Here is an 18,572-nt window from a genome sequence, read left to right as displayed (position 1 = left end):
ATTTTTGACGGTCAGAATCAGTGATAAATCATCGAAGCAACGAAAGATGTTGGTCATTTTTTTTGCTGTCTGCGAACTAAATCTTTGAAGTAGTAATGAAAGTCTTAAAGTTCGGTGGCACTTCAGTGGGGTCTTCGGAAAACATCCGAAAGGTGGCGGCAATTCTTCAGGATTACCAAAAGCAGGGAACTGAAGTTGCAGTGGTGGTCTCCGCCATGAGCGGTGTTACCAACCGGCTTATTGCGCTGGGTGATGTGGCAGTTTCCGGCGATGAGTCGTACCTGGTGGATTTGGAGCGATTGCGCCTGCTGCACCTCGACACCATGAAGCGCCTCAATGATAACAAACTCCATCCTGAAGGGCGTGACACCATTGACAAGCTGTTTGCAGAGTTGAAAGACATGCTTCACGGGGTGTTCCTTATCAAAGAGCTTTCCGTTCGATCCCTGGATCTGATACAGAGCTTTGGCGAGCGGCTTTCAGCCAATATAATTTCGCTGTATCTGCAAAAAACAGGCATAAACGCTGCATTTCTTGATACCCGCCGGGTGATCAGGACTGACAATCACTTTGGGAGCTCTAAGGTTAATTTCAAGGAGACCAATGCTTTGGTAAAGGGGTTCTTTGAAGGGAACAAGTCGATGGTGGTGGCTACCGGGTTTATTGCCAGCACAGCACAAAATGAAACTACCACACTTGGGCGTGGAGGCTCCGACTACACTGCCTCCATTCTAGCTGCTGCATTGGATGCCGACGAGGTAGAGATTTGGACCGATGTTGACGGCGTAATGACTGCCGACCCACGCAAGGTGAGAGAGGCCTACTCAATGACGAGCCTGAGCTATGTGGAGGCGATGGAAATGTCGCATTTTGGTGCAAAGGTCATTTATCCGCCCACGCTGCAGCCAGCCATTTCAAAGAAGATTCCATTACGAATAAGGAACACGTTTAATCCTGCTTTTGAGGGCACTTTAATTACGCAGCAAAGCACTGGAAAAAAGTACCCGGTAAAAGGCATTTCCTCCATTGAAAACATGTCGCTTGTTAGCCTGATAGGTGGTGGCATTGCAGGTGTGCCGGGGGTGGCATCGAGGCTTTTTGGAGCCCTTGCCAGGAAGAACGTGAATATCGTCCTCATCACGCAGGCATCGTCCGAGCACTCAATCACTTTTGCTGTGAGCCCAAAAGACGGCACCATTGCCAGAGACGTATTGAAAGAGGAATTTGCCCAAGAGATCAAAAACAGAGAGATAGATAGAATCCAGGCTGAGGAAGATTTGTCTATTGTCGCTGTTATTGGGGAAAACATGAAGAATACGCCGGGCATTGCCGGCAAGCTTTTCCAGGCGTTCGGCAGAAACGGCATCAACGTAGTAGCGATTGCCCAGGGCTCTTCCGAGCTCAATGTGTCGGTGGTGATCAACAGAGCCAATATTTCCAAGGCACTTAATTCGTTGCACGAAACCTTCTTTCTTTCAGACAGAAAATCGCTCAATGTGTTTCTTGTGGGTACCGGGCTGATTGGCAGCACCCTTATCGAGCAAATCAAAGCACAGGCGGCCTACCTCATGGAAGAGCGGTCACTGAAAATCAATCTTGTGGGTATTGCTAACTCTCGTCACATGGTTTTTGATGAAGGCGGCATTGACCTTAACACATGGCGGAAATTGGTGGACAAGCCGGGAAAGGGCATTGAACTTTCTGAGTTCATAAAGAAAATGGAGGCTATGAACCTCGCCAATTCTGTGTTTATCGATTGCACTTCCAGCGCTAAAGTGATCGAGTTTTACGAAGATATTTTGGAATCCAGTATTTCTATCGTCACTCCTAACAAGCTAGCTAACTCCGGCCCGCTGGCTTTTTATGAAAAACTAAAGAAGCTGGCAGCTAAGCATGGGGTGAAATTCATGTACGAAACGAATGTCGGTGCGGGGCTACCCGTCATCAACACGCTCAATGATTTGAAGTACAGTGGCGATAAGATCATCAAAATAGAAGGGATTTTGTCTGGCACACTTTCCTATATATTCAACAGCTTCAAAGAAGGTGTGCCATTCAGTCAGGTGGTGACCGAGGCACGCAGCAAAGGGCTGACGGAACCCGACCCAAGAGACGACCTGAACGGGATGGACGTGGCAAGAAAGATATTGATTTTGGGCAGAGAGGCTGGCCAGAAGCTCGACATAAAAGACGTGAAGCTGGAGCCAATCTTGTCGGAGGCCTGTTTCAAGGCGCCCAACATTGATGCTTTTTTTGAAGAACTAAAAAAAGAAGATGGCAGACTGGAAGCCATGAGAAAGAAGGCGATGGATGAGGGGAAAAAGCTTCGTTTTATTGCGAAGGTAGAGGAAGGGAAAGCGTCCATTTCGCTCCAAGCTGTCGATGCCGAACATCCGTTTTACAGCCTTTCCGGCAGCGACAACATTATTTCCTTCACCACCCAAAGGTATTTTGAAAGGCCTTTGGTGGTAAAAGGGCCGGGAGCCGGAGCGGAAGTCACCTCGGCGGGCGTTTTCGCAGAGATCATCAGCATCAGCAATCACTTTATTCAGGACAATTACAAATTTGCAGGTGGTTATGGCGGATAGTATCAAAGTGTTTGCTCCTGCAACTGTAGCTAATTTAACCTGTGGCTTCGACATTCTCGGACTGGCCATTAACGGCCCGGGCGATGAATTAGTGGCTAAAAAAACAAACGGAAGAGGAGTAACTATCACCTCCATCGAAGGGGACGAGGGACGGCTGTCGAAAGATGCAGCGAAGAACACCGCAGGCATTTCAGCCAACCAGTTTTTGCAGGCAATTGACTATAAAGGGGGTATCGAAATGTCTCTTCACAAGAGGATGCCTTTTGGAAGTGGAATGGGCTCCAGCGCTGCCAGTGCGGTGGCAGGTGTTTTTGCTGTCAACGAATTGCTGGGAAGGCCCATGAGCCAAAGGGACTTGCTGCCCTTTGCTGTAGAGGGTGAGCGAATAGCCTGTGGCAGTGGCCACGCCGACAATGTGGCACCGTCGCTTCTTGGAGGTATCACGCTGGTAAAAAGCTACGAGCCTCTGGAGGTGCTTTCTTTGCCGGTGCCGACGAATATGTATGTGGCGGTTTTGCACCCGGCCGTGGAAGTGTCTACGGGTGACGCCCGTGCTCTTTTGCCAAAAGAGGTGGCAATGAAAGCCTCGGTAAAGTACGCCGGTAATTTAGCCGGTTTTGTGTCAGCACTTTACACCAACGACCTTGGTTTAATGCGCAGAGCCCTGATGGATGAGATTGTGGAGCCGAAAAGAGCTACTTTGATCCCGCATTTTTATGAAATCAAAGAAGCCGCATTGTCTTCAGAAGGCATTATTGGTTTTGGTATTTCAGGCTCCGGCCCGGCCATGTTTGCCCTGGCTGATGGATTGGATGCAATAACAAAAGCCGGACAAGTCATGGAAAGCATTCTTAAAAAGCGAGGCATATCTGCCAATCTTTACATTTCCGAAGTGAATACGGTAGGCCCTAAAATTTTAGATTGAAAATGAAGTTATACAGCACTAACAAGCAATCTCCCGAAGTAAGTTTTGAAGAGGCGGTTTTTAAGGGCCTGCCCGACGACAATGGGCTTTATATGCCAAAAGCCATTCCGGCACTTTCTGCCAAGTTTTTCGAAGGGCTGGAGGATATGTCTTTTCAGGAGATGGCCTTGGATGTAACGGATACCTTGATTGGTGATGAAATAGGAAGAAAAGACCTGGAGAAGATCATTTATGACGCCATGAATTTTCCGATAGAGCTTCATCAGGTAGAAGACAATATTTTTGGGTTGGAGCTTTTTCATGGGCCTACGCTGGCTTTCAAAGACTTTGGTGCCAGGTTCATGAGCCGGGTAATGGGCCATTTTTTGGAGAAAAAGCAAAAGGAAATCACCATCCTTGTCGCTACCTCTGGCGATACAGGTAGTGCAGTGGCTCATGGCTTTTTGGGTGTTCCTGGCATTAATGTGGTGATCTTGTACCCAAGCGGAAAGGTGAGTGAAATTCAGGAAAAGCAGCTGACAACTATAGGCCAAAATGTGAAGGCGCTGGAGGTTGATGGCACGTTCGACGACTGCCAGCGTATGGTGAAGCAGGCTTTCCTCGACAAAGAGCTGAACAACGTGCGCCACTTCACGTCAGCCAATTCTATCAACATAGCGAGGCTGATCCCTCAATCGTTCTATTACCACTACGCCTGTTCGATGTTGCACAGCGATGGCAAGCCAGTCTTCTTCTGCACGCCATCAGGCAATTTCGGCAATTTGTGTGGAGGCCTTATTGCAAAGAAAATGGGATTGCCTATCGACCACTTTGTAGCTGCTACCAATGCCAATCATATCGTGCCCGATTACTTGCTAACGGAAAAGTTTCAGCCAAAGCCTTCTGTGAAAACCATCAGCAATGCCATGGATGTGGGCAACCCAAGCAACTTCCCGAGGGTACAGGCATTGTATGGAGGAAGTTACGATAAGATCAACCGGGACATTTCAGGAGCTTGGTATACTGATGCTCAAACGTCGCAGGCCATGAAGGAGGTCTTTGAAAAAGAGGAATACCTGCTTTGCCCACATAGTGCCATTGGCTATTTGGGAGCGAGAGACTATCTGAAAAACCACTCAGGCAAGACGGGAGTATTTATAGCGACAGCCCACCCCGCTAAGTTCTACGACGTGGTTGACAAAGTGCTTGGTGGAAAAGTGGAAATCCCCGAAGTGTTGAAGGAGACGATGGCAAAACCCAAAAAGTCAGTGAAAATGGAAGCCAGCCTCGATGCTTTGAAAAGCTTCTTGATGAACTAAGCTTTCAAGACTTATTGAGGCCTGACGGCTTCCGGGCAGAGATTTCACCGGCTGCTGCAACCATTTTATCGAGCAGACGGGCTGGGTCACTTTCCCAGATCACAAAGTCGAAATTCACTTTTTTAAGCAGACCATTCACCGTCATGTGAGCGAAGAGCTGGTGCAGATAGTCGTAGTATCCGTTAGCATTGAGGATGCCAATAGGGGCATGAATGAGCCCCAGTTGACGCCAGGTGAGTATTTCGCAAAGCTCTTCCAGCGTACCAAATCCGCCAGGCAATGCGACAAATCCTTCTGAAAGTTGCGACATGATGGTCTTCCTCTCATGCATCGACTCCACCCTAACAAGTTTGGTAACCCCCGTGTGGGCGATCTCGTTGCTGGCCAGAAAATTTGGGATGACTCCTGTGACCTTTCCACTTGCTTTCATACAGCTATTGGCTACAGCGCCCATGATGCCAATTTGCGACCCGCCATAAATGAGTTCAATGTTTTGGCTGGCCATTAGTTTTCCGAAAATTTCGGCCTGGGCCACAAACTGAGGGTCTTTTCCTTCAGCAGAACCACAAAACACACAAAGTGACTTCATTTCGTACAAATTAGAGTTTCGTAAATACTTTTTTTGGAGTATTTCTTATTGGCCTTAAACCTAGTAATTTGTTGCATTGATTTTTACTGTAAACTGGAATTTTACTAACCCGACCCCTTATGATAAAGAGGAAGCACTATCTCAATGGCCTGTTATTTTTATTTTTTGTAGGCTCAACCGTCCTTTTTGTTCAAGAGGAAAATCGGCCAATTGATTCACGGATCACATATGAAGCGTTCATAAGGGAGCATCCTTATTCAATGATCAGCAAATCTGACCAGGCATGCGAGGGTGTTGGGGAAGAAAAGAAGCGAGACAGGCCAGACCTTAGGATGCAGCAGGAGTTCTTGATGACGATGGATCCGGAGTTGAAAAGGCCTACTCCTGAAAAATTGCCCGGTATAATGGATGCAACTAAAAATGCCAGGACTTACGGCACCCTGCCGGGAGAGTCCACGGCTCCGTGGGTAGAACGTGGGCCAAACAATGTAGGCGGACGCACCCGGGCACTTATGTGGGACCCCAACGACGCCACAGGTAAGAAAGTGTGGGCTGCTGGCATTTCTGGTGGTCTTTGGTTCAACAATGATATCTCAAGCGCCTCGTCATCGTGGACTAAGGTGAATGACTTCTGGAGCAACCTGGCAGTGAGTTCAATTGCCTATGACCCAAATAACAAACAGGTATTTTATGTAGGAACCGGAGAAGGCTTTACTGCCGGAGGATCTAGTAGCGTAAGAGGGCACGGGATATGGAAATCAACCAATGGTGGCACTACCTGGACACAGCTGGAGCAATCTAAAGATTTTTATTATGTGAATGATTTGGTGGTGAGAAACGCCAACGGGCTCAGCGAGTTATATGTGGGCGTGGTGAAAAGGTTCCACGAAGGAGTCTTTGCGGGAAGTAGCGAGGGGCTTTACCGGTCGACTGATGGCGGCACGTCATTTACCCAGGTATTAACCAATGTGCCGGGTCAAAGCTATCCTCCGGGGGTGGCCGACATAGAAATTGCAGCTGATGGAGGTTTGTGGGTTGGTACTACATCGGCCAGCTTTGGAGAAGGGGGAGGGAGGATCCTGAAATCGACAAATGGAACTACCTGGACAACAGCTTATACGTCAGGAGGCGACGGCAGGGTTGAGCTGGGCGTAGCTCCGTCAGCCAGCGGTGTAGTATATGCCCTCATCGAAAGCGACAACAAAATATTTCAGATGAAGCGCACGGCCGATGCAGGCGTAACCTGGGTGAATATGGCTTTGCCAGATGACGACGATAACGGCATTGAACCGGCTGACTTCACAAGAGGTCAGGCTTGGTACGACCTTATTTCAGCGGTGGATCCGGCCAAAGATAGCACAGTAGTGATTGGTGCCATCAACCTTTTCAGGAGTACCGATGCCGGGCAAACCTGGAAGCAGATTTCTAAATGGTCGAACAACGCCAATATGGGCAGTAAGCCTTATTCTTATGTACATGCCGACCAGCACGCCATTCACTTCAAACCCGGCAGCTCCACAGAAATAGTTTTTGGCACTGATGGTGGGGTTTTCTGGACCAACGACTTCTCGGATCCGGCAAATACCGATAAGATTGTGGCACGCAACAACAACTACAATGTCACGCAGTTTTATGCAGGTGCCATCCACCCCGACAAAGCCAAAAGCTACTTTTTGGCAGGAGCCCAGGACAACGGCACGCAGCGTTTTCAGGCTGCTGGCATCAATGCTACGGATGAAGTGAGCGGGGGCGACGGTGCCTATTGTTTTATCGATCAAACCGATGGTTCCAACCAGATAGCTGCCTACGTGTTCAACGACTACACGTTTACAAACGACAGTTGGGGCACTACATCATCCATTGCCAGCGATGAGGCCACAGGCCACTTTATCAATCCGGCCGACTACGACGATGAGAACAATATCCTTTATTCGGCAGCGACCGATGGTACAATAGCGAGGTTCATTAAAGGAGCCACAGGGTTTATACGAAGCGACTTGACGATTGCGCTTGGCACAAAAGCATCCAATCTTAAGGTGTCGCCCCACACACGCACATCCACTACCTTATTCGTTGGTACGGCCGGCGGCCGGGTTTTTAAGGTTGCCAAGGCCAATACGTCGGCACCTGTGGTCACCGAAATCACCGGGCCAAACTTCCCTAACGGGTGGATTTCCTGTATTGAAATAGGAGGGAGCGAAAACCAACTACTGGTTACATTTTCTAACTACGGAGTAACATCCATATGGTATTCCGCCGATGGTGGCACTACCTGGGCAGCCCGGGAAGGCAACCTGCCCGATATGCCCGTTCGTTGGGCATTGTTCAATCCGACTAACTTTGACGAGGTCATCCTCGCCACTGATATGGGAATTTGGGGTACCAAAAGCGTTTCAGCTGCCTCACCAACGTGGGCGCAGTTCAGTAATGGCCTTGCCAATGTGAGGGTGGATATGCTTCAGATGAGGGACTCAGACTTTGAAGTCATCGCAGCCACTCACGGCAGAGGCCTCTACTCAAGCTCAATTTTTGCCGGACAGTCGGCACTTTCAGCAAACTTTGTAGCTAAGAACAGAGCTACTGAGAAAAACACTGCTGTGGAGTTTTTTGACAGGTCGAAGGGAGCAACCTCCTGGGCCTGGACTTTCGACGGGGGAACACCGGCGACCTCAACTTCTCAAAACCCATCAGTAACCTATGCTACCGACGGTGCCTACACAGTGACCCTTATTTCAAAAAATGCCAGCGGAGCAACGTCAACCAAAACGATTGAGGGCTACGTGCAGGTGGGGCCGGTAGATGATGGGCCAATTGAAGCGCTGTTTACCTCCGATATCCAAACAGTGGTGCAAGGCAACACCGTGAAGTTTACAAACACCTCCAAAGGGATGCCGGAGTCGGTTATCTGGTTTTTCGAAGGGGGCACGCCTTCCGCTTCAACGGAACTGAATCCGACAGTAAAATATGAAACGACTGGCTCATTTGATGTAGAGTTGGTGGTGTTTAAAGAAGGGGAGCAGAATAAAATATTGAAAGCCAACTATGTGACGGTTACCGCTGACAACTCAACTTTGAAGGCGAAGTTCAAGGTCAACACGCCCACTGTTTTTGTAGGCAATCAAATCAAGTTCACAGACATATCAACAGGAGGTGCTACCTCTTGGGCGTGGACTTTCGAAGGAGGAACACCTTCGACTTCGAGCAGTCAGAATCCAGTTGTTGTTTATAATACTTCCGGTAAGTTCAATGTGACCCTCAAGGTGACAAAAGGAGCTGAAGCAAACACCCTAACGATTGAAGACCATGTAGGGGTTTATGTAAGCACAGGCATTGAGTTCTCTGACGGCGTGATAGACTCCTATTACAGCAATACCAACCCTGATTTCACAGGCTTGTATGGCGGAGAGTGTGATGCTTTTTTCACCAACAGGAGGCTTTTGGCTCCGACCAATGTCAATGGAAATACCGACACCTTTGTGAGCTTGCCCCTGGGGTCGTACGTCACAGTTGAGTTTACCGACAACGTGATTATCAATGCCCCTGGTCAGGACGATATATTCATCAGGGAATGTGAGGGAGTCAACGAATATGCCAATGTGTATGTCAGTGCCAATGGGGTTGATTTCTCTTTTATTGGCACAGCGATAGGTACTAACAGCAGCAATGTCACAACTACTTTCGACCTGGAAACGATAAATTTTCAGGAGCCTGTGATAGCCATAAAAGTGGTTGGACTGGATTTAGGAGGGGCCTCTCCTGGCTTTGATTTACTGAGCGTAAGTGGAATCGCCGGCGCTATTATTGGCAAAGATCCGCCAGTAGCCCCCACACTTCTTACCGCCGAGGCCAGACCCTCAGAAGTAAAACTGAGCTGGGAAGACAATGCGATCGATGAATCTGGATTTTTTGTCGAAAGGTCAACTAATGGCACCACTTTCACTAAGATTAAAGACTTGCCGGTCAATGCCTCTAGTTACACCAGCGGAGGACTCACCGAAGCAACCAAATATTTCTTCCGGGTGGCAGCCACCAACAAAAATGGCGATTCCGATTATAGCAATGTGGTGGAAATAACAACGACGGAGTTTACGGTTGAAGCGCCCACCGGACTTAACGTGGTAGCTAACTCTTCAGTGTCAATAGCACTCGATTGGATCGACAATTCGGATGATGAAGAGAGTTTTGAAATTCAAAGATCGGACGACAACGACCAGTTTATCACACTTGGTTCAATTGGTGCCGACACAGTTTCCTTTGATGACGTAGGTTTAATTCCATCGACAACTTATTTCTATAAAGTAAAAGGTATTAATGCCGAAGGTGAATCGGACTACACCGAGGTTGTGGAAATCAAAACGCTTGATCCTCTTGAGGCACCCTCGGTGCTCACACTCGATAAGGCAACGGGCCGCAAAGTGGTACTTTCATGGACAGACAACTCTTCGAGGGAAACTGCCTTTGTTGTGGAAAGGGCGGTAGGAGCCGGAGCGTTTACTACACTGACGGAGTTGGAAGCCGATGTCACGGAATTTACAGATGATGCCGTGCTTGAATTGACAGACTATAAATACCGCTTGTATGCAGTGAACGATGTGCTTGAAGTTTCCTCAAAAACAACCTCGCTTGCAGTATCAACGCCAGAAAAGGGCTTTGCAGACCTTACCATTACTGACCTGAATGTCCCTGCTTCTCAGAGCGCTAAAGAAATTACCGTTGGGGCCACCGTTTCTAACGATTCCGACGATCCCACTGAAGGTGCTTTTGAGGTAAGTTTTTACCTTTCAGAGGACGAAAATCTTTCGTTCGTGGATGAGTTTTTAGGTGCGGTAGCTTTTGAAGAGATGGAGGATGGAGCAGAGCAAACTGCCTCGGGCACATTTGACATGGTGATTATGCCAGCCGGGGAGTATTTTATAATTGCCGTGGTTGATGAAGAGAGCTTGATCGAAGAGAAAGATGAAACCAACAACAAGCAAAGCACCGCCATTATTCTCACAGAAGTGCTTTCTGTAGCCGATGATTTGAAACAAAATGTTAAAGTTTACCCCAACCCAACTACGGCGGTGGTTAATGTTACGTCGGAGGCAGGCAAAATTGGGCCATTCAATATTCGGTTAACAGACTTGTCGGGAAAGCTTTTGAAGGCACAAACGGAGGTGATAGGAGCCGCAAGGATTGATATGGCAGACCTGCCAAGTGGTGTTTATCTCCTTACTATCCAAAAGGAAGGGGGGCAGTATTCAACCCGGATTCTGAAGCGATAAAAATGAGGTCGGCGGTGAGCCGACCTCATTTCTAAAAGTCCTTTGAGTCATTCAGTCGCCAGTCATAGTCAATGTAGCTGACTTTGGTTTTATCTGCGATCTTTACTTTGGCAAACTGATTGATAAAATCTTTCAGGTTCTTGTCTTTAGTGAAATCACCGCTGTACCAATCGAAGAGTTTTGACAACTGAGCGCTTGTACTGGTGATTTTGTTACGTCTCTCGTCGTTGACAAAGCTAATGGCCTGCTCTTTTAGCTGCTGGTCAATCTTTGCGCCGATGTAGGCCTCGGCCCTTAGCACTGGGCATGAATAGGAAGCACAATTGACGGCAAAATGTATCCTGGGCTCGTTGAATTCCTTTCTGAGAATGCCGTGTTCAATATTATTCAAATCCATCTCCTTTCCTCCAATTTTGATGAACTTGATATCCCAGGGAGTATTCACAAAAGGTATTTGAATTTTGCTGCCGATGTCTTTGATGCTTTCCAGGGGATAGTATTGTAGGATTAACTCGATGGTAAAAGCATTGTAGGCATTGATCCAGTATGCCAGCTTGTCGTTCTTGCTCCAGGTCTTATCATTGGGAGCGTTGTTCTGAATCAGTTCCAGGTATTTCTTTAGATCCGCTCTGTCTTCTTTGAAGCCTTCGTAATTCACCCAGCCGTCTTTATTTACGTGCTTCTTTAGCAACACATCAAAACTTGCATGACTGATGGGCTTGCTGTTTTCCTGCTCTGGTGAGGCGGCACCACAGCTCACGATGGTCAGCAATAGAAAAGTGTACAGGATATGCTTCATGTCCAGAGGTGTTTTAAGGATCAAACGAGTGAAACCAACGCTTGTTGGCGGCAAAATGAGATGTGTCTTGAAAAAGACACTATCGTTTTTCCTGAAGGATAACCTGTTCACGGTAAATTGGTTAACCAAAAGTTGGTGTAAAATAAAAATCTCATTACGGTTTATGCTCTTTTTTTGACTAATTTTTGGTTCCAACACCTTCTATTTAAGTATTCGATTGATATTAAAGACTAGGTTTGATTGAGGAATCGACAATGATACAAATGCTCATTTTGATTGCGGGTTTTGCCCTGGTTGCCGTGTCCTCCAATCAAATAGCCCGCCAATTCCAAAAAATTCATTTGCCCTTGATTTCCGGGCTCATGATCACTGGCGTTTTGGCCGGGCCCTACGTGCTCAACCTCATCCCAGAGATAGCCAAAGTACAACTAAGCTTCATCAGTGAGACGGCCCTGGCTTATATCGCATTTGCCGCAGGTTCAGAGCTTTATCTCAACGAAATGCGGAGCAAGCTGCGGAGCATTAAGATTCAATCTTTTGCCCAAACGGCCATCACTTTTCTGGCAAGTGGGGGTCTTGTGTTTTTTCTCGCCGAGATGATCCCCTTTATGAAGGAGCTCTCACTAGGTGACAAATTATCGGTTTCGTTGCTTACGGGGGTCATATTTGTTACGCCCTCTCCGGCTTCAGTAATAGCTATCGTTAATGAATTGAGAGCGAAGGGGCCTTTTACTCAGGTCGTTCTTGGTGTCACTATTGTGAAGGACTTTGTAGTGGTTGTGATGTTTGCCATTATTTTGGCCGTGGCAAAAACACTTGCGCATGGTGATAGCTTTGAGCTCACAAGCTTGCTGGTTATTGTTATTGAACTGATCGTTTCATTTGTCGGGGGCTTTCTTGTGGGCAAGGGACTTGAGGCATTTTTAAAGCTGAGAATCAAGCACCTGGTCAAAACCATTCTCATTTTAGCCCTGGGATACCTGGTTTACTTTTTGTCGCATCACATTTTGGTATGGAGCGAAGAGCTTACAGGGCACGGGTTGTACCTGGAGCCGCTGCTTATTTGCCTCGTTGGGAGTTTTTACGTAGCCAATTACTCCAACTACAGACCAGAGTTTCTTAAAATTCTCCACGAAGTAGGAACGCCTGTATACGTGGCATTTTTCACACTCACGGGAGCTTCCATGGACTTGCCTGTACTGGCGGAGGTTTGGGGAATTGCGCTGCTTTTTTTTGTTATCCGACTGCTCGCAACCACGGTGGGAGCCCTTGCGGGGAATATGCTGGCCGGAGACCCGCACAGGTTTCTGAAGGTGGTTTGGATGCCATACATTGCTCAGGCTGGGGTAGCGCTTGGTCTGGCAACCGTTATCGCCAACCAGTTTCCCGGGTGGGGGGAAGATTTTGCAGTACTCATTATTGCCATCATAGTTATCAACCAACTTGTGGGCCCGCCATTCGTGCGCTGGGCCATCGACCTGGTAGGTGAAAACAAAAGCAGAGCGGATGTTCCCAGGTTTGATGGCGTAATGGACGCCCTTATTTTTGGCTACGAAAGCCAATCATTGGCCCTTTCACGACAGCTAATGGAAAAAGGCTGGAAAGTAGAGATGATTACGTTGAGTGATCAAAAGGATGTGGAAGTGCCTGACGGCATTAAACTTCATTTTGTTACTCAGATTGACAAAAAGCTATTTGAGGGGATCGATGCTAAAAAATTTGACGCCATAGTAACCCTACTGTCTGACGAGGAGAACTATAGAATATGTGAGATAGTCTACGAAGAAATAGGGACAAAACAGGTGGTTGTGCGCCTGAATGAAAGGGTCAACCTCGACAAATTTGTTCACCTGGGAGTGAAAGTGATCGACCCGTCCACAGCCATGGTAAGCTTGCTTGACCATTTTGTGCGCTCACCCCAGGCAACGAGCTTACTGCTTGGAATGGAGCATGGACAGGACACTAGGGACATTGTTATTCGCAACCCGGATCTTCACGGACTCCCACTTCGGAGCCTTCGTCTGCCCCCCGAGGTCATCATTCTTTCTATGCGCCGTGCCGGACAAATGATCATTTCACACGGCTACACCCGGCTGCGGGTGGGTGACATCGTTACCATGGTTGGATCTAACAGCAGCCTCGACGAGATAGAGCTGAAATTTGGCAACTAACGTGTCTTCACAGAATAAGCCATTTTTGCTTCTCAATTCTTTATTCTGCAAGCATTAATCCTATATCTTTGCGGCCTGAAAAGAAATCAGCCGACGGCTGGTTCTCTTTCTTTTGGAACCGAATAAGACGAACTGATGAATTCTCAAAACACACCTAAAGAAGAAACCAACTTGCTTCGTACCCTCATTGCTCATGCCAAGGAGTATGGATTCATATACCCGTCAAGTGAAATATATGACGGCCTTCAGGCAGTGTATGATTATGGTGCTTATGGTGTGGAGCTGAAGAATAATATCAAAAAAGTTTGGTGGGAAAGTATGACCCGCCTCAATGAGAACATAGTGGGTATCGATGCGGCCATTTTCATGCATCCAACTACCTGGAAGGCATCTGGCCACGTCGACGGGTTCAACGACCCGATGATCGACAACAAAGACTCGAAAAAGCGCTACCGGGCCGACAATCTCATTGAGGATAAAGCGACGGAATATGAGAACAACGGCGAAGCAAAAAAAGCCGAGCAGTTGCTCGCCGATATGAACAGGTTGCTGACCGCAGAAGACTTGAGGGGCGTGAAGGAGCTGATTGAAGCTCACAAAATAGTGTGTCCTATTTCGGGAACAGCCAATTGGACCGAGGTGCGTCAGTTCAACCTGATGTTTTCCACCAAAATTGGTTCGGTATCTGAGGAGGCCGACGTTGTTTATCTGAGGCCTGAAACTGCGCAGGGTATCTTCGTCAACTTTTTGAATGTGCAGAAGACCGCCAGAATGAAGGTGCCTTTTGGTATTGCGCAGATTGGTAAGGCTTTTAGAAATGAGATCGTCGCTCGCCAGTTTATTTTCCGCATGAGGGAATTTGAGCAGATGGAAATGCAGTTCTTCGTCCGTCCTGGCGAAGAAATGAAGTGGTACGAGTACTGGAAAGAGGCTCGTATGAAATGGCACCTGGCGCTGGGTACGCCGGCTGAAAAGCTCAAGTTCCACAACCACGATAAGCTGGCGCACTACGCCAACGCCGCCGTGGATATTGAATACCAATTCTCGTTTGGCTTCAAAGAAGTAGAGGGCATCCATAGCCGGACTGACTTTGACCTGAAAAACCACCAGGAGTTCTCTAAAAAGAAACAGCAATACTTCGATACGGAGATCAACCAGAATTACATCCCGTATGTGGTGGAAACCTCCATTGGTGCCGACAGGGCATTTTTGATGGTGTTGAGCAATGCTTACACAGAGGAAACTGTGGGAGAAGGAGAAGACAAGAAAGAAAGAACATACCTGAAGCTGCACCCGGCTTTGGCACCTATCAAGGCAGCCATTTTTCCGTTGGTGAAGAAAGATGGGTTGCCTGAGAAGGGCCGCCAGATTTTCGACATGCTGAAATACGACTTCAACCTGATCTACGAAGAGCAACAGTCGATCGGCAAGCGCTACACCCGCCAGGACTTGATTGGAACGCCTTTCTGCATCGCAGTGGATTACGAAACCATGGAAAACGATACAGTGACCATCCGCCACCGTGACACCATGGCCCAGGAAAGAGTGCATATCTCGGAATTGAAGGATAAAATAGGGGAGGCGGTTTCTATTAAGAGGATATTTGAGAAGCTTTAAAAGGTTTGTTTTAAATTTTAGGGCTTCCTGGCGGGAGTGACGTTTTTGCTCTCCGCTTCTCTAATTTTATTCTCAATCAACTCTTTGTGTCGTCTTTTGTCTGCATTTACAATTTTTCTAATATCATCTTGCTCAAGCGGTTTATTGTAAGTAGATGAAATTACTAGGTAATCTTCTGGCAGACTTATTATTACTTGGTCTTCATGGAAAACTACAGAGACTTGAGATGTAAAGTCAAAACTTCCGACAGCAGCAGCCTTAAAGCCTGAAAATGAATTGATAATAGTTATCTCTGTTTCCGTCTTACCCAATACTTCATCAACTAGGAGATGTAAACTATGTTTGAATAACAAGTTGGTTTTACTTCCGTTTAAAAGAATTCTGCTTACACTTTTGTCATAATGTTTTTCGAAGACTCTCCATGATTTCCGCAGCTCCTCTTGTAAGGAATAAATGAAAGGATTTAGAAAATTTGTAAGGTAGCCCTTTGATTTTACGACTCCAGACAAATTTATTAGACTTTCAAGTTTCTTGTCAAGCAGTGCTATCTCCTTGTCCAAATCATCCGGCTCTTCAACACTTTCTCCGTTTGCTCCCTTGATCATAATCTCCAAAGACCTGACAAGGTTATCCCCGATGTACTCAATAAATGGCTCTATCTGACCTGCATCTGCAAGTCGCAGCACTGAAAAGTAATTTTCTTTGTCCTCAGTCTTGATGATAACCGGCGGGAAGCCATACTGCATCAAAATGAAATTCATCAGGATTCTTGCCACTCTTCCATTGCCATCGTCGAAGGGGTGTATTCTGATAAACCTGTAGTGATATTCAGCCGCCACTAAAACCGGGTTGATGTCTTTTTCTCCTTTCTTTTCCCGCAACCACTCCATGAGGTCGTGCATCAGTGCGGGAGTTTCTTCAGGCGTAGAAAAGCGAAATATTTCCCCGGTTTTCGTTTTCACATGATTGGGCTGAGTTTTATAGGCACCAATCGTGATTCTCTTTTTTGTGGGCTTGCCATCGGGTGTAATGGCATCGGCTTCGTAGGATTCCTTCAGAAGGAGCTTGTGAAGCTCTCGAATGAAATTCTCGGAAAGAGGTCTTTCTTCTCTTACTACATCCAGTACCAGGTTGATGGCTTCATTGTGGCCTGTAATCTCAAAGTGATCCTTCAGAGGTTTGCCCTGAGCTGTAATGCCAAAAAGTATCAATGCCTTCGTTTCTCCGTAGGTGAGTGAGTTGCCTTCAAGGTTATTGGAATGGTAGTTCCAGTCCAGTCGGAACTTGTCCATAATCCTTCTTTCGTCTTCAGGTTTAATGGGCCTGAGCTGGTCTAGTTCCTTTTTTAATTGAAGCGCTTTTGCAACGGAATCCATCCTTTTCGTTATTCTTATGGTTTAAAGATACCAAGTATTAGTTACCTCATTCCAACCTGAATGGCTTATTTTCTATCTGCTGGTGTAGTATTTGCATTTTTGTGGGTTGTCGTAAGAAGAAGCGCCCGCTCAGAAAGTTACTGGCGATGGATGCGTTGGGAAAGCTCATCATTGACTCCCGACCGGGTTCGCCCCCATATAGAAAAGCATTTTGACTACTACAGGCGCCTTCCCGCTGTATATAAAATCGAATTCGAAAATAAGCTCATAGAATTTATCGACCGCAAAGATTTCACACCTCGCCAAATGCAGTCGGTAACGGAAGAAATGAAGGTGCTGATCTCGGCAGCGGCTACCCAGCTCACTTTTGGCCTGCCTGATATCTATCTCGAGAACTTCAGCAGAATACTGGTCTACCCTGATGACTACTACAGCACCATTTTCAAACGCTACCATCGGGGTGAAGTGAACCTGGGAGGCGGCATTATTGTCCTGTCCTGGAAAAGCTTTGTGAGTGGCTATGCCGATGGGTCTGATGGACGCAATCTTGGCCTGCACGAAATGGCTCACGCCCTGAAGCTGGAGAATGGAATATTTAATGAAGAGTATAACTTCTTCGATGAAGGCGTGCTCCAGGAGTGGACTACTATTGCCCGTAATACTATCGGCGAAATACGAGAAGGAACTGAAACCTTCTTCAGAAGCTATGGAGGCGTTTCCATAGACGAGTTTTTTGCCGTGGCCATAGAGAATTTCTTCGAGAGGCCGACCGAGTTTCACCTGGAGCATCCCAGGCTCTATAAGTTTACAGTCCTTTTATTAAGGCAGGATCCCATCCGGTTATTATCGTCAAGCTAAAATGAGTATGGATGCAGTTGCTCAACTTGATTAAGTTCGATGTTTGCAGAGACCTTTCTAAGTCCTCAGCTTGCATATTCATGGAAGCATTTGTTAGCGACTTTTTACTATTGCCCAGAATTTATCAATGACCATAATTAAAAGCTTTTATACCTTCCATTTTCATTGGAAACCCTTCAACTCCTGGCCAGTTTTCCCAATATGTAATATGTGCTTTTGTCGAACCATCGAGGGAAAATTCAAATCTCACACTGTTCATTTTATTACCACCTACAAAGGTGTTGTTTCCCTGATATACAAAACCCTCAAGGATTTGACCATTTAACTTTGCAAAAAGCAAGTCATCCTCTCGATAATATTCAACCAAGCCTTGTTCTACTTGGTATAATCCAGTAATCTTTTGATATCCCGTGTCATCAAGTGAATAACTTTGTCCGAGTACAATATTGAATTCTACTTGTGTTTCGCCTGTTGCAGTTTGTTCTAATTCTAATATCCTGTTCTGAGATTCGCTAGAATTTGCGGGGGGATCAGAGGATATATAGGGGTCATTTTTGAAATATATCTGAGTAATTAAATCTTGCCGATCAGGACTGGAAATTCGTAGGTGAATATGAGCAGGTCTCCAGCCCACTACTTCATCTTGATACGGAATAGGGATTATAGTTCGAAAATTATACTGCCCATTCTCATTTGTTTTTTGTGCACCTCTTAAAATGTATTCGTTTGAAATATTATCATATTTTTCATTTTCATCGCATTGCCATGATTCGATCAAAACATCAGGTAACGCAGTGACACCATCCTCATCGTAAACTGTTCCTGAAAGTTCCATAATTGGCATATTGCTATCGGGCGGAATAAGGTTGGTTCTTAGCGGAGATCCGGGACGATAAAATGGACCAAGAATGTCACTGGTGGTAGGAGTAGAACCCATGAATTCTTTCCCATTCCAGCTAATGCTTCCAAAGGCCGACATACTCATTGCCACAAAACCAGACTGCACTATAAATTGTCTTCTTTTCATATATTTTGGTTTTCGGATAACTTAAGTTAGCGAAACATTTCTTGAGATGAAATTTATCAA

11 protein-coding genes are annotated in these 18,572 nt (G+C 46.6%); 7 read left to right on the top strand and 4 right to left on the bottom strand.

Annotated elements, in window-relative coordinates:
* Window positions 1-95 precede the first annotated feature (95 nt).
* The 3 genes from thrA to thrC are packed head-to-tail and all read left to right on the top strand — an operon-like array spanning window position 96 to window position 4,811.
* Window positions 96-2,588, top strand: a complete 2,493-nt coding sequence (thrA, locus tag RIF36_RS06325; protein ID WP_350126442.1) for a bifunctional aspartate kinase/homoserine dehydrogenase I — start codon at window positions 96-98, stop codon at window positions 2,586-2,588.
* Window positions 2,578-3,513, top strand: a complete 936-nt coding sequence (locus tag RIF36_RS06320; RefSeq protein ID WP_350126439.1) for a homoserine kinase — start codon at window positions 2,578-2,580, stop codon at window positions 3,511-3,513. The genes thrA and RIF36_RS06320 overlap by 11 nt, the downstream gene beginning before the upstream one ends.
* A 2-nt stretch (window positions 3,514-3,515) precedes the next feature.
* Window positions 3,516-4,811, top strand: a complete 1,296-nt coding sequence (thrC, locus tag RIF36_RS06315) for a threonine synthase (RefSeq protein ID WP_350126436.1) — start codon at window positions 3,516-3,518, stop codon at window positions 4,809-4,811.
* Window positions 4,812-4,815: 4 nt separating this feature from the next.
* Here thrC and RIF36_RS06310 read toward each other — a convergent pair whose 3' ends face one another.
* Window positions 4,816-5,400 (bottom strand): LOG family protein, encoded by a 585-nt coding sequence (locus tag RIF36_RS06310; RefSeq protein WP_350126433.1) that lies wholly within the window; start codon window positions 5,398-5,400, stop codon window positions 4,816-4,818.
* A gap of 119 nt (window positions 5,401-5,519) precedes the next feature.
* Between RIF36_RS06310 and RIF36_RS06305 the strand changes: the two genes are divergently transcribed.
* Window positions 5,520-10,664 carry a PKD domain-containing protein gene (locus tag RIF36_RS06305; RefSeq protein ID WP_350126430.1) on the top strand — a complete coding sequence of 1,715 codons (5,145 nt, stop codon included), beginning with the start codon at window positions 5,520-5,522 and terminating at the stop codon, window positions 10,662-10,664.
* 31 nt (window positions 10,665-10,695) lie between these two features.
* On the opposite strand, the gene RIF36_RS06300 is transcribed toward RIF36_RS06305, so the two are convergent.
* Window positions 10,696-11,463 carry a DUF547 domain-containing protein gene (locus tag RIF36_RS06300; protein ID WP_350126427.1) on the bottom strand — a complete coding sequence of 256 codons (768 nt, stop codon included), beginning with the start codon at window positions 11,461-11,463 and terminating at the stop codon, window positions 10,696-10,698.
* A 263-nt stretch (window positions 11,464-11,726) separates the two neighbouring features.
* Here RIF36_RS06300 and RIF36_RS06295 point away from each other — a divergent pair, with 263 nt between their 5' ends.
* Together RIF36_RS06295 and RIF36_RS06290 are read left to right on the top strand one after the other, a co-directional pair.
* Entirely contained in the window at window positions 11,727-13,634 is a 1,908-nt protein-coding gene (locus RIF36_RS06295) for a cation:proton antiporter domain-containing protein (protein WP_350126424.1), read from the top strand.
* 135 nt (window positions 13,635-13,769) lie between these two features.
* Window positions 13,770-15,251, top strand: coding sequence for a glycine--tRNA ligase (locus RIF36_RS06290; protein WP_350126421.1), 1,482 nt, complete (start codon window positions 13,770-13,772; stop codon window positions 15,249-15,251).
* Between the two features lie 17 nt (window positions 15,252-15,268).
* Here RIF36_RS06290 and RIF36_RS06285 read toward each other — a convergent pair whose 3' ends face one another.
* A complete protein-coding gene (locus RIF36_RS06285) occupies window positions 15,269-16,627 on the bottom strand; it encodes a Fic family protein (RefSeq protein ID WP_350126418.1) in 1,359 nt (452 codons plus the stop codon).
* 60 nt (window positions 16,628-16,687) lie between these two features.
* Between RIF36_RS06285 and RIF36_RS06280 the strand changes: the two genes are divergently transcribed.
* On the top strand, window positions 16,688-17,485 hold the full coding sequence (locus RIF36_RS06280; protein ID WP_350126415.1) for a zinc-dependent peptidase: 798 nt from the start codon (window positions 16,688-16,690) through the stop codon (window positions 17,483-17,485).
* A 124-nt stretch (window positions 17,486-17,609) separates the two neighbouring features.
* Here RIF36_RS06280 and RIF36_RS06275 read toward each other — a convergent pair whose 3' ends face one another.
* A complete protein-coding gene (locus tag RIF36_RS06275; protein ID WP_350126412.1) occupies window positions 17,610-18,512 on the bottom strand; it encodes a dioxygenase family protein in 903 nt (300 codons plus the stop codon).
* Window positions 18,513-18,572: the final 60 nt, after the last annotated feature.

Source organism: Imperialibacter sp., from assembly GCF_040222815.1.
Taxonomy (GTDB): domain Bacteria; phylum Bacteroidota; class Bacteroidia; order Cytophagales; family Cyclobacteriaceae; genus Imperialibacter.
Note: the sequence above shows the minus strand (reverse complement) of the source record. Positions and strands in the feature narration are given on the sequence as shown.

What these genes read in the sequence shown, in the direction of transcription:
- RIF36_RS06320 (WP_350126439.1), top strand. Translation starts at nt 2,578, where the DNA reads ATGGCGGATAGTATCAAAGTGTTTGCTCCTGCAACTGTAGCTAATTTA.
- thrA (WP_350126442.1), top strand. Translation starts at nt 96, where the DNA reads ATGAAAGTCTTAAAGTTCGGTGGCACTTCAGTGGGGTCTTCGGAAAAC.
- thrC (WP_350126436.1), top strand. Translation starts at nt 3,516, where the DNA reads ATGAAGTTATACAGCACTAACAAGCAATCTCCCGAAGTAAGTTTTGAA.
- RIF36_RS06280 (WP_350126415.1), top strand. Translation starts at nt 16,688, where the DNA reads ATGGCTTATTTTCTATCTGCTGGTGTAGTATTTGCATTTTTGTGGGTT.
- RIF36_RS06290 (WP_350126421.1), top strand. Translation starts at nt 13,770, where the DNA reads ATGAATTCTCAAAACACACCTAAAGAAGAAACCAACTTGCTTCGTACC.
- RIF36_RS06300 (WP_350126427.1), bottom strand. Translation starts at nt 11,463, where the DNA reads ATGAAGCATATCCTGTACACTTTTCTATTGCTGACCATCGTGAGCTGT.
- RIF36_RS06275 (WP_350126412.1), bottom strand. Translation starts at nt 18,512, where the DNA reads ATGAAAAGAAGACAATTTATAGTGCAGTCTGGTTTTGTGGCAATGAGT.
- RIF36_RS06305 (WP_350126430.1), top strand. Translation starts at nt 5,520, where the DNA reads ATGATAAAGAGGAAGCACTATCTCAATGGCCTGTTATTTTTATTTTTT.
- RIF36_RS06310 (WP_350126433.1), bottom strand. Translation starts at nt 5,400, where the DNA reads ATGAAGTCACTTTGTGTGTTTTGTGGTTCTGCTGAAGGAAAAGACCCT.
- RIF36_RS06285 (WP_350126418.1), bottom strand. Translation starts at nt 16,627, where the DNA reads ATGGATTCCGTTGCAAAAGCGCTTCAATTAAAAAAGGAACTAGACCAG.
- RIF36_RS06295 (WP_350126424.1), top strand. Translation starts at nt 11,727, where the DNA reads ATGCTCATTTTGATTGCGGGTTTTGCCCTGGTTGCCGTGTCCTCCAAT.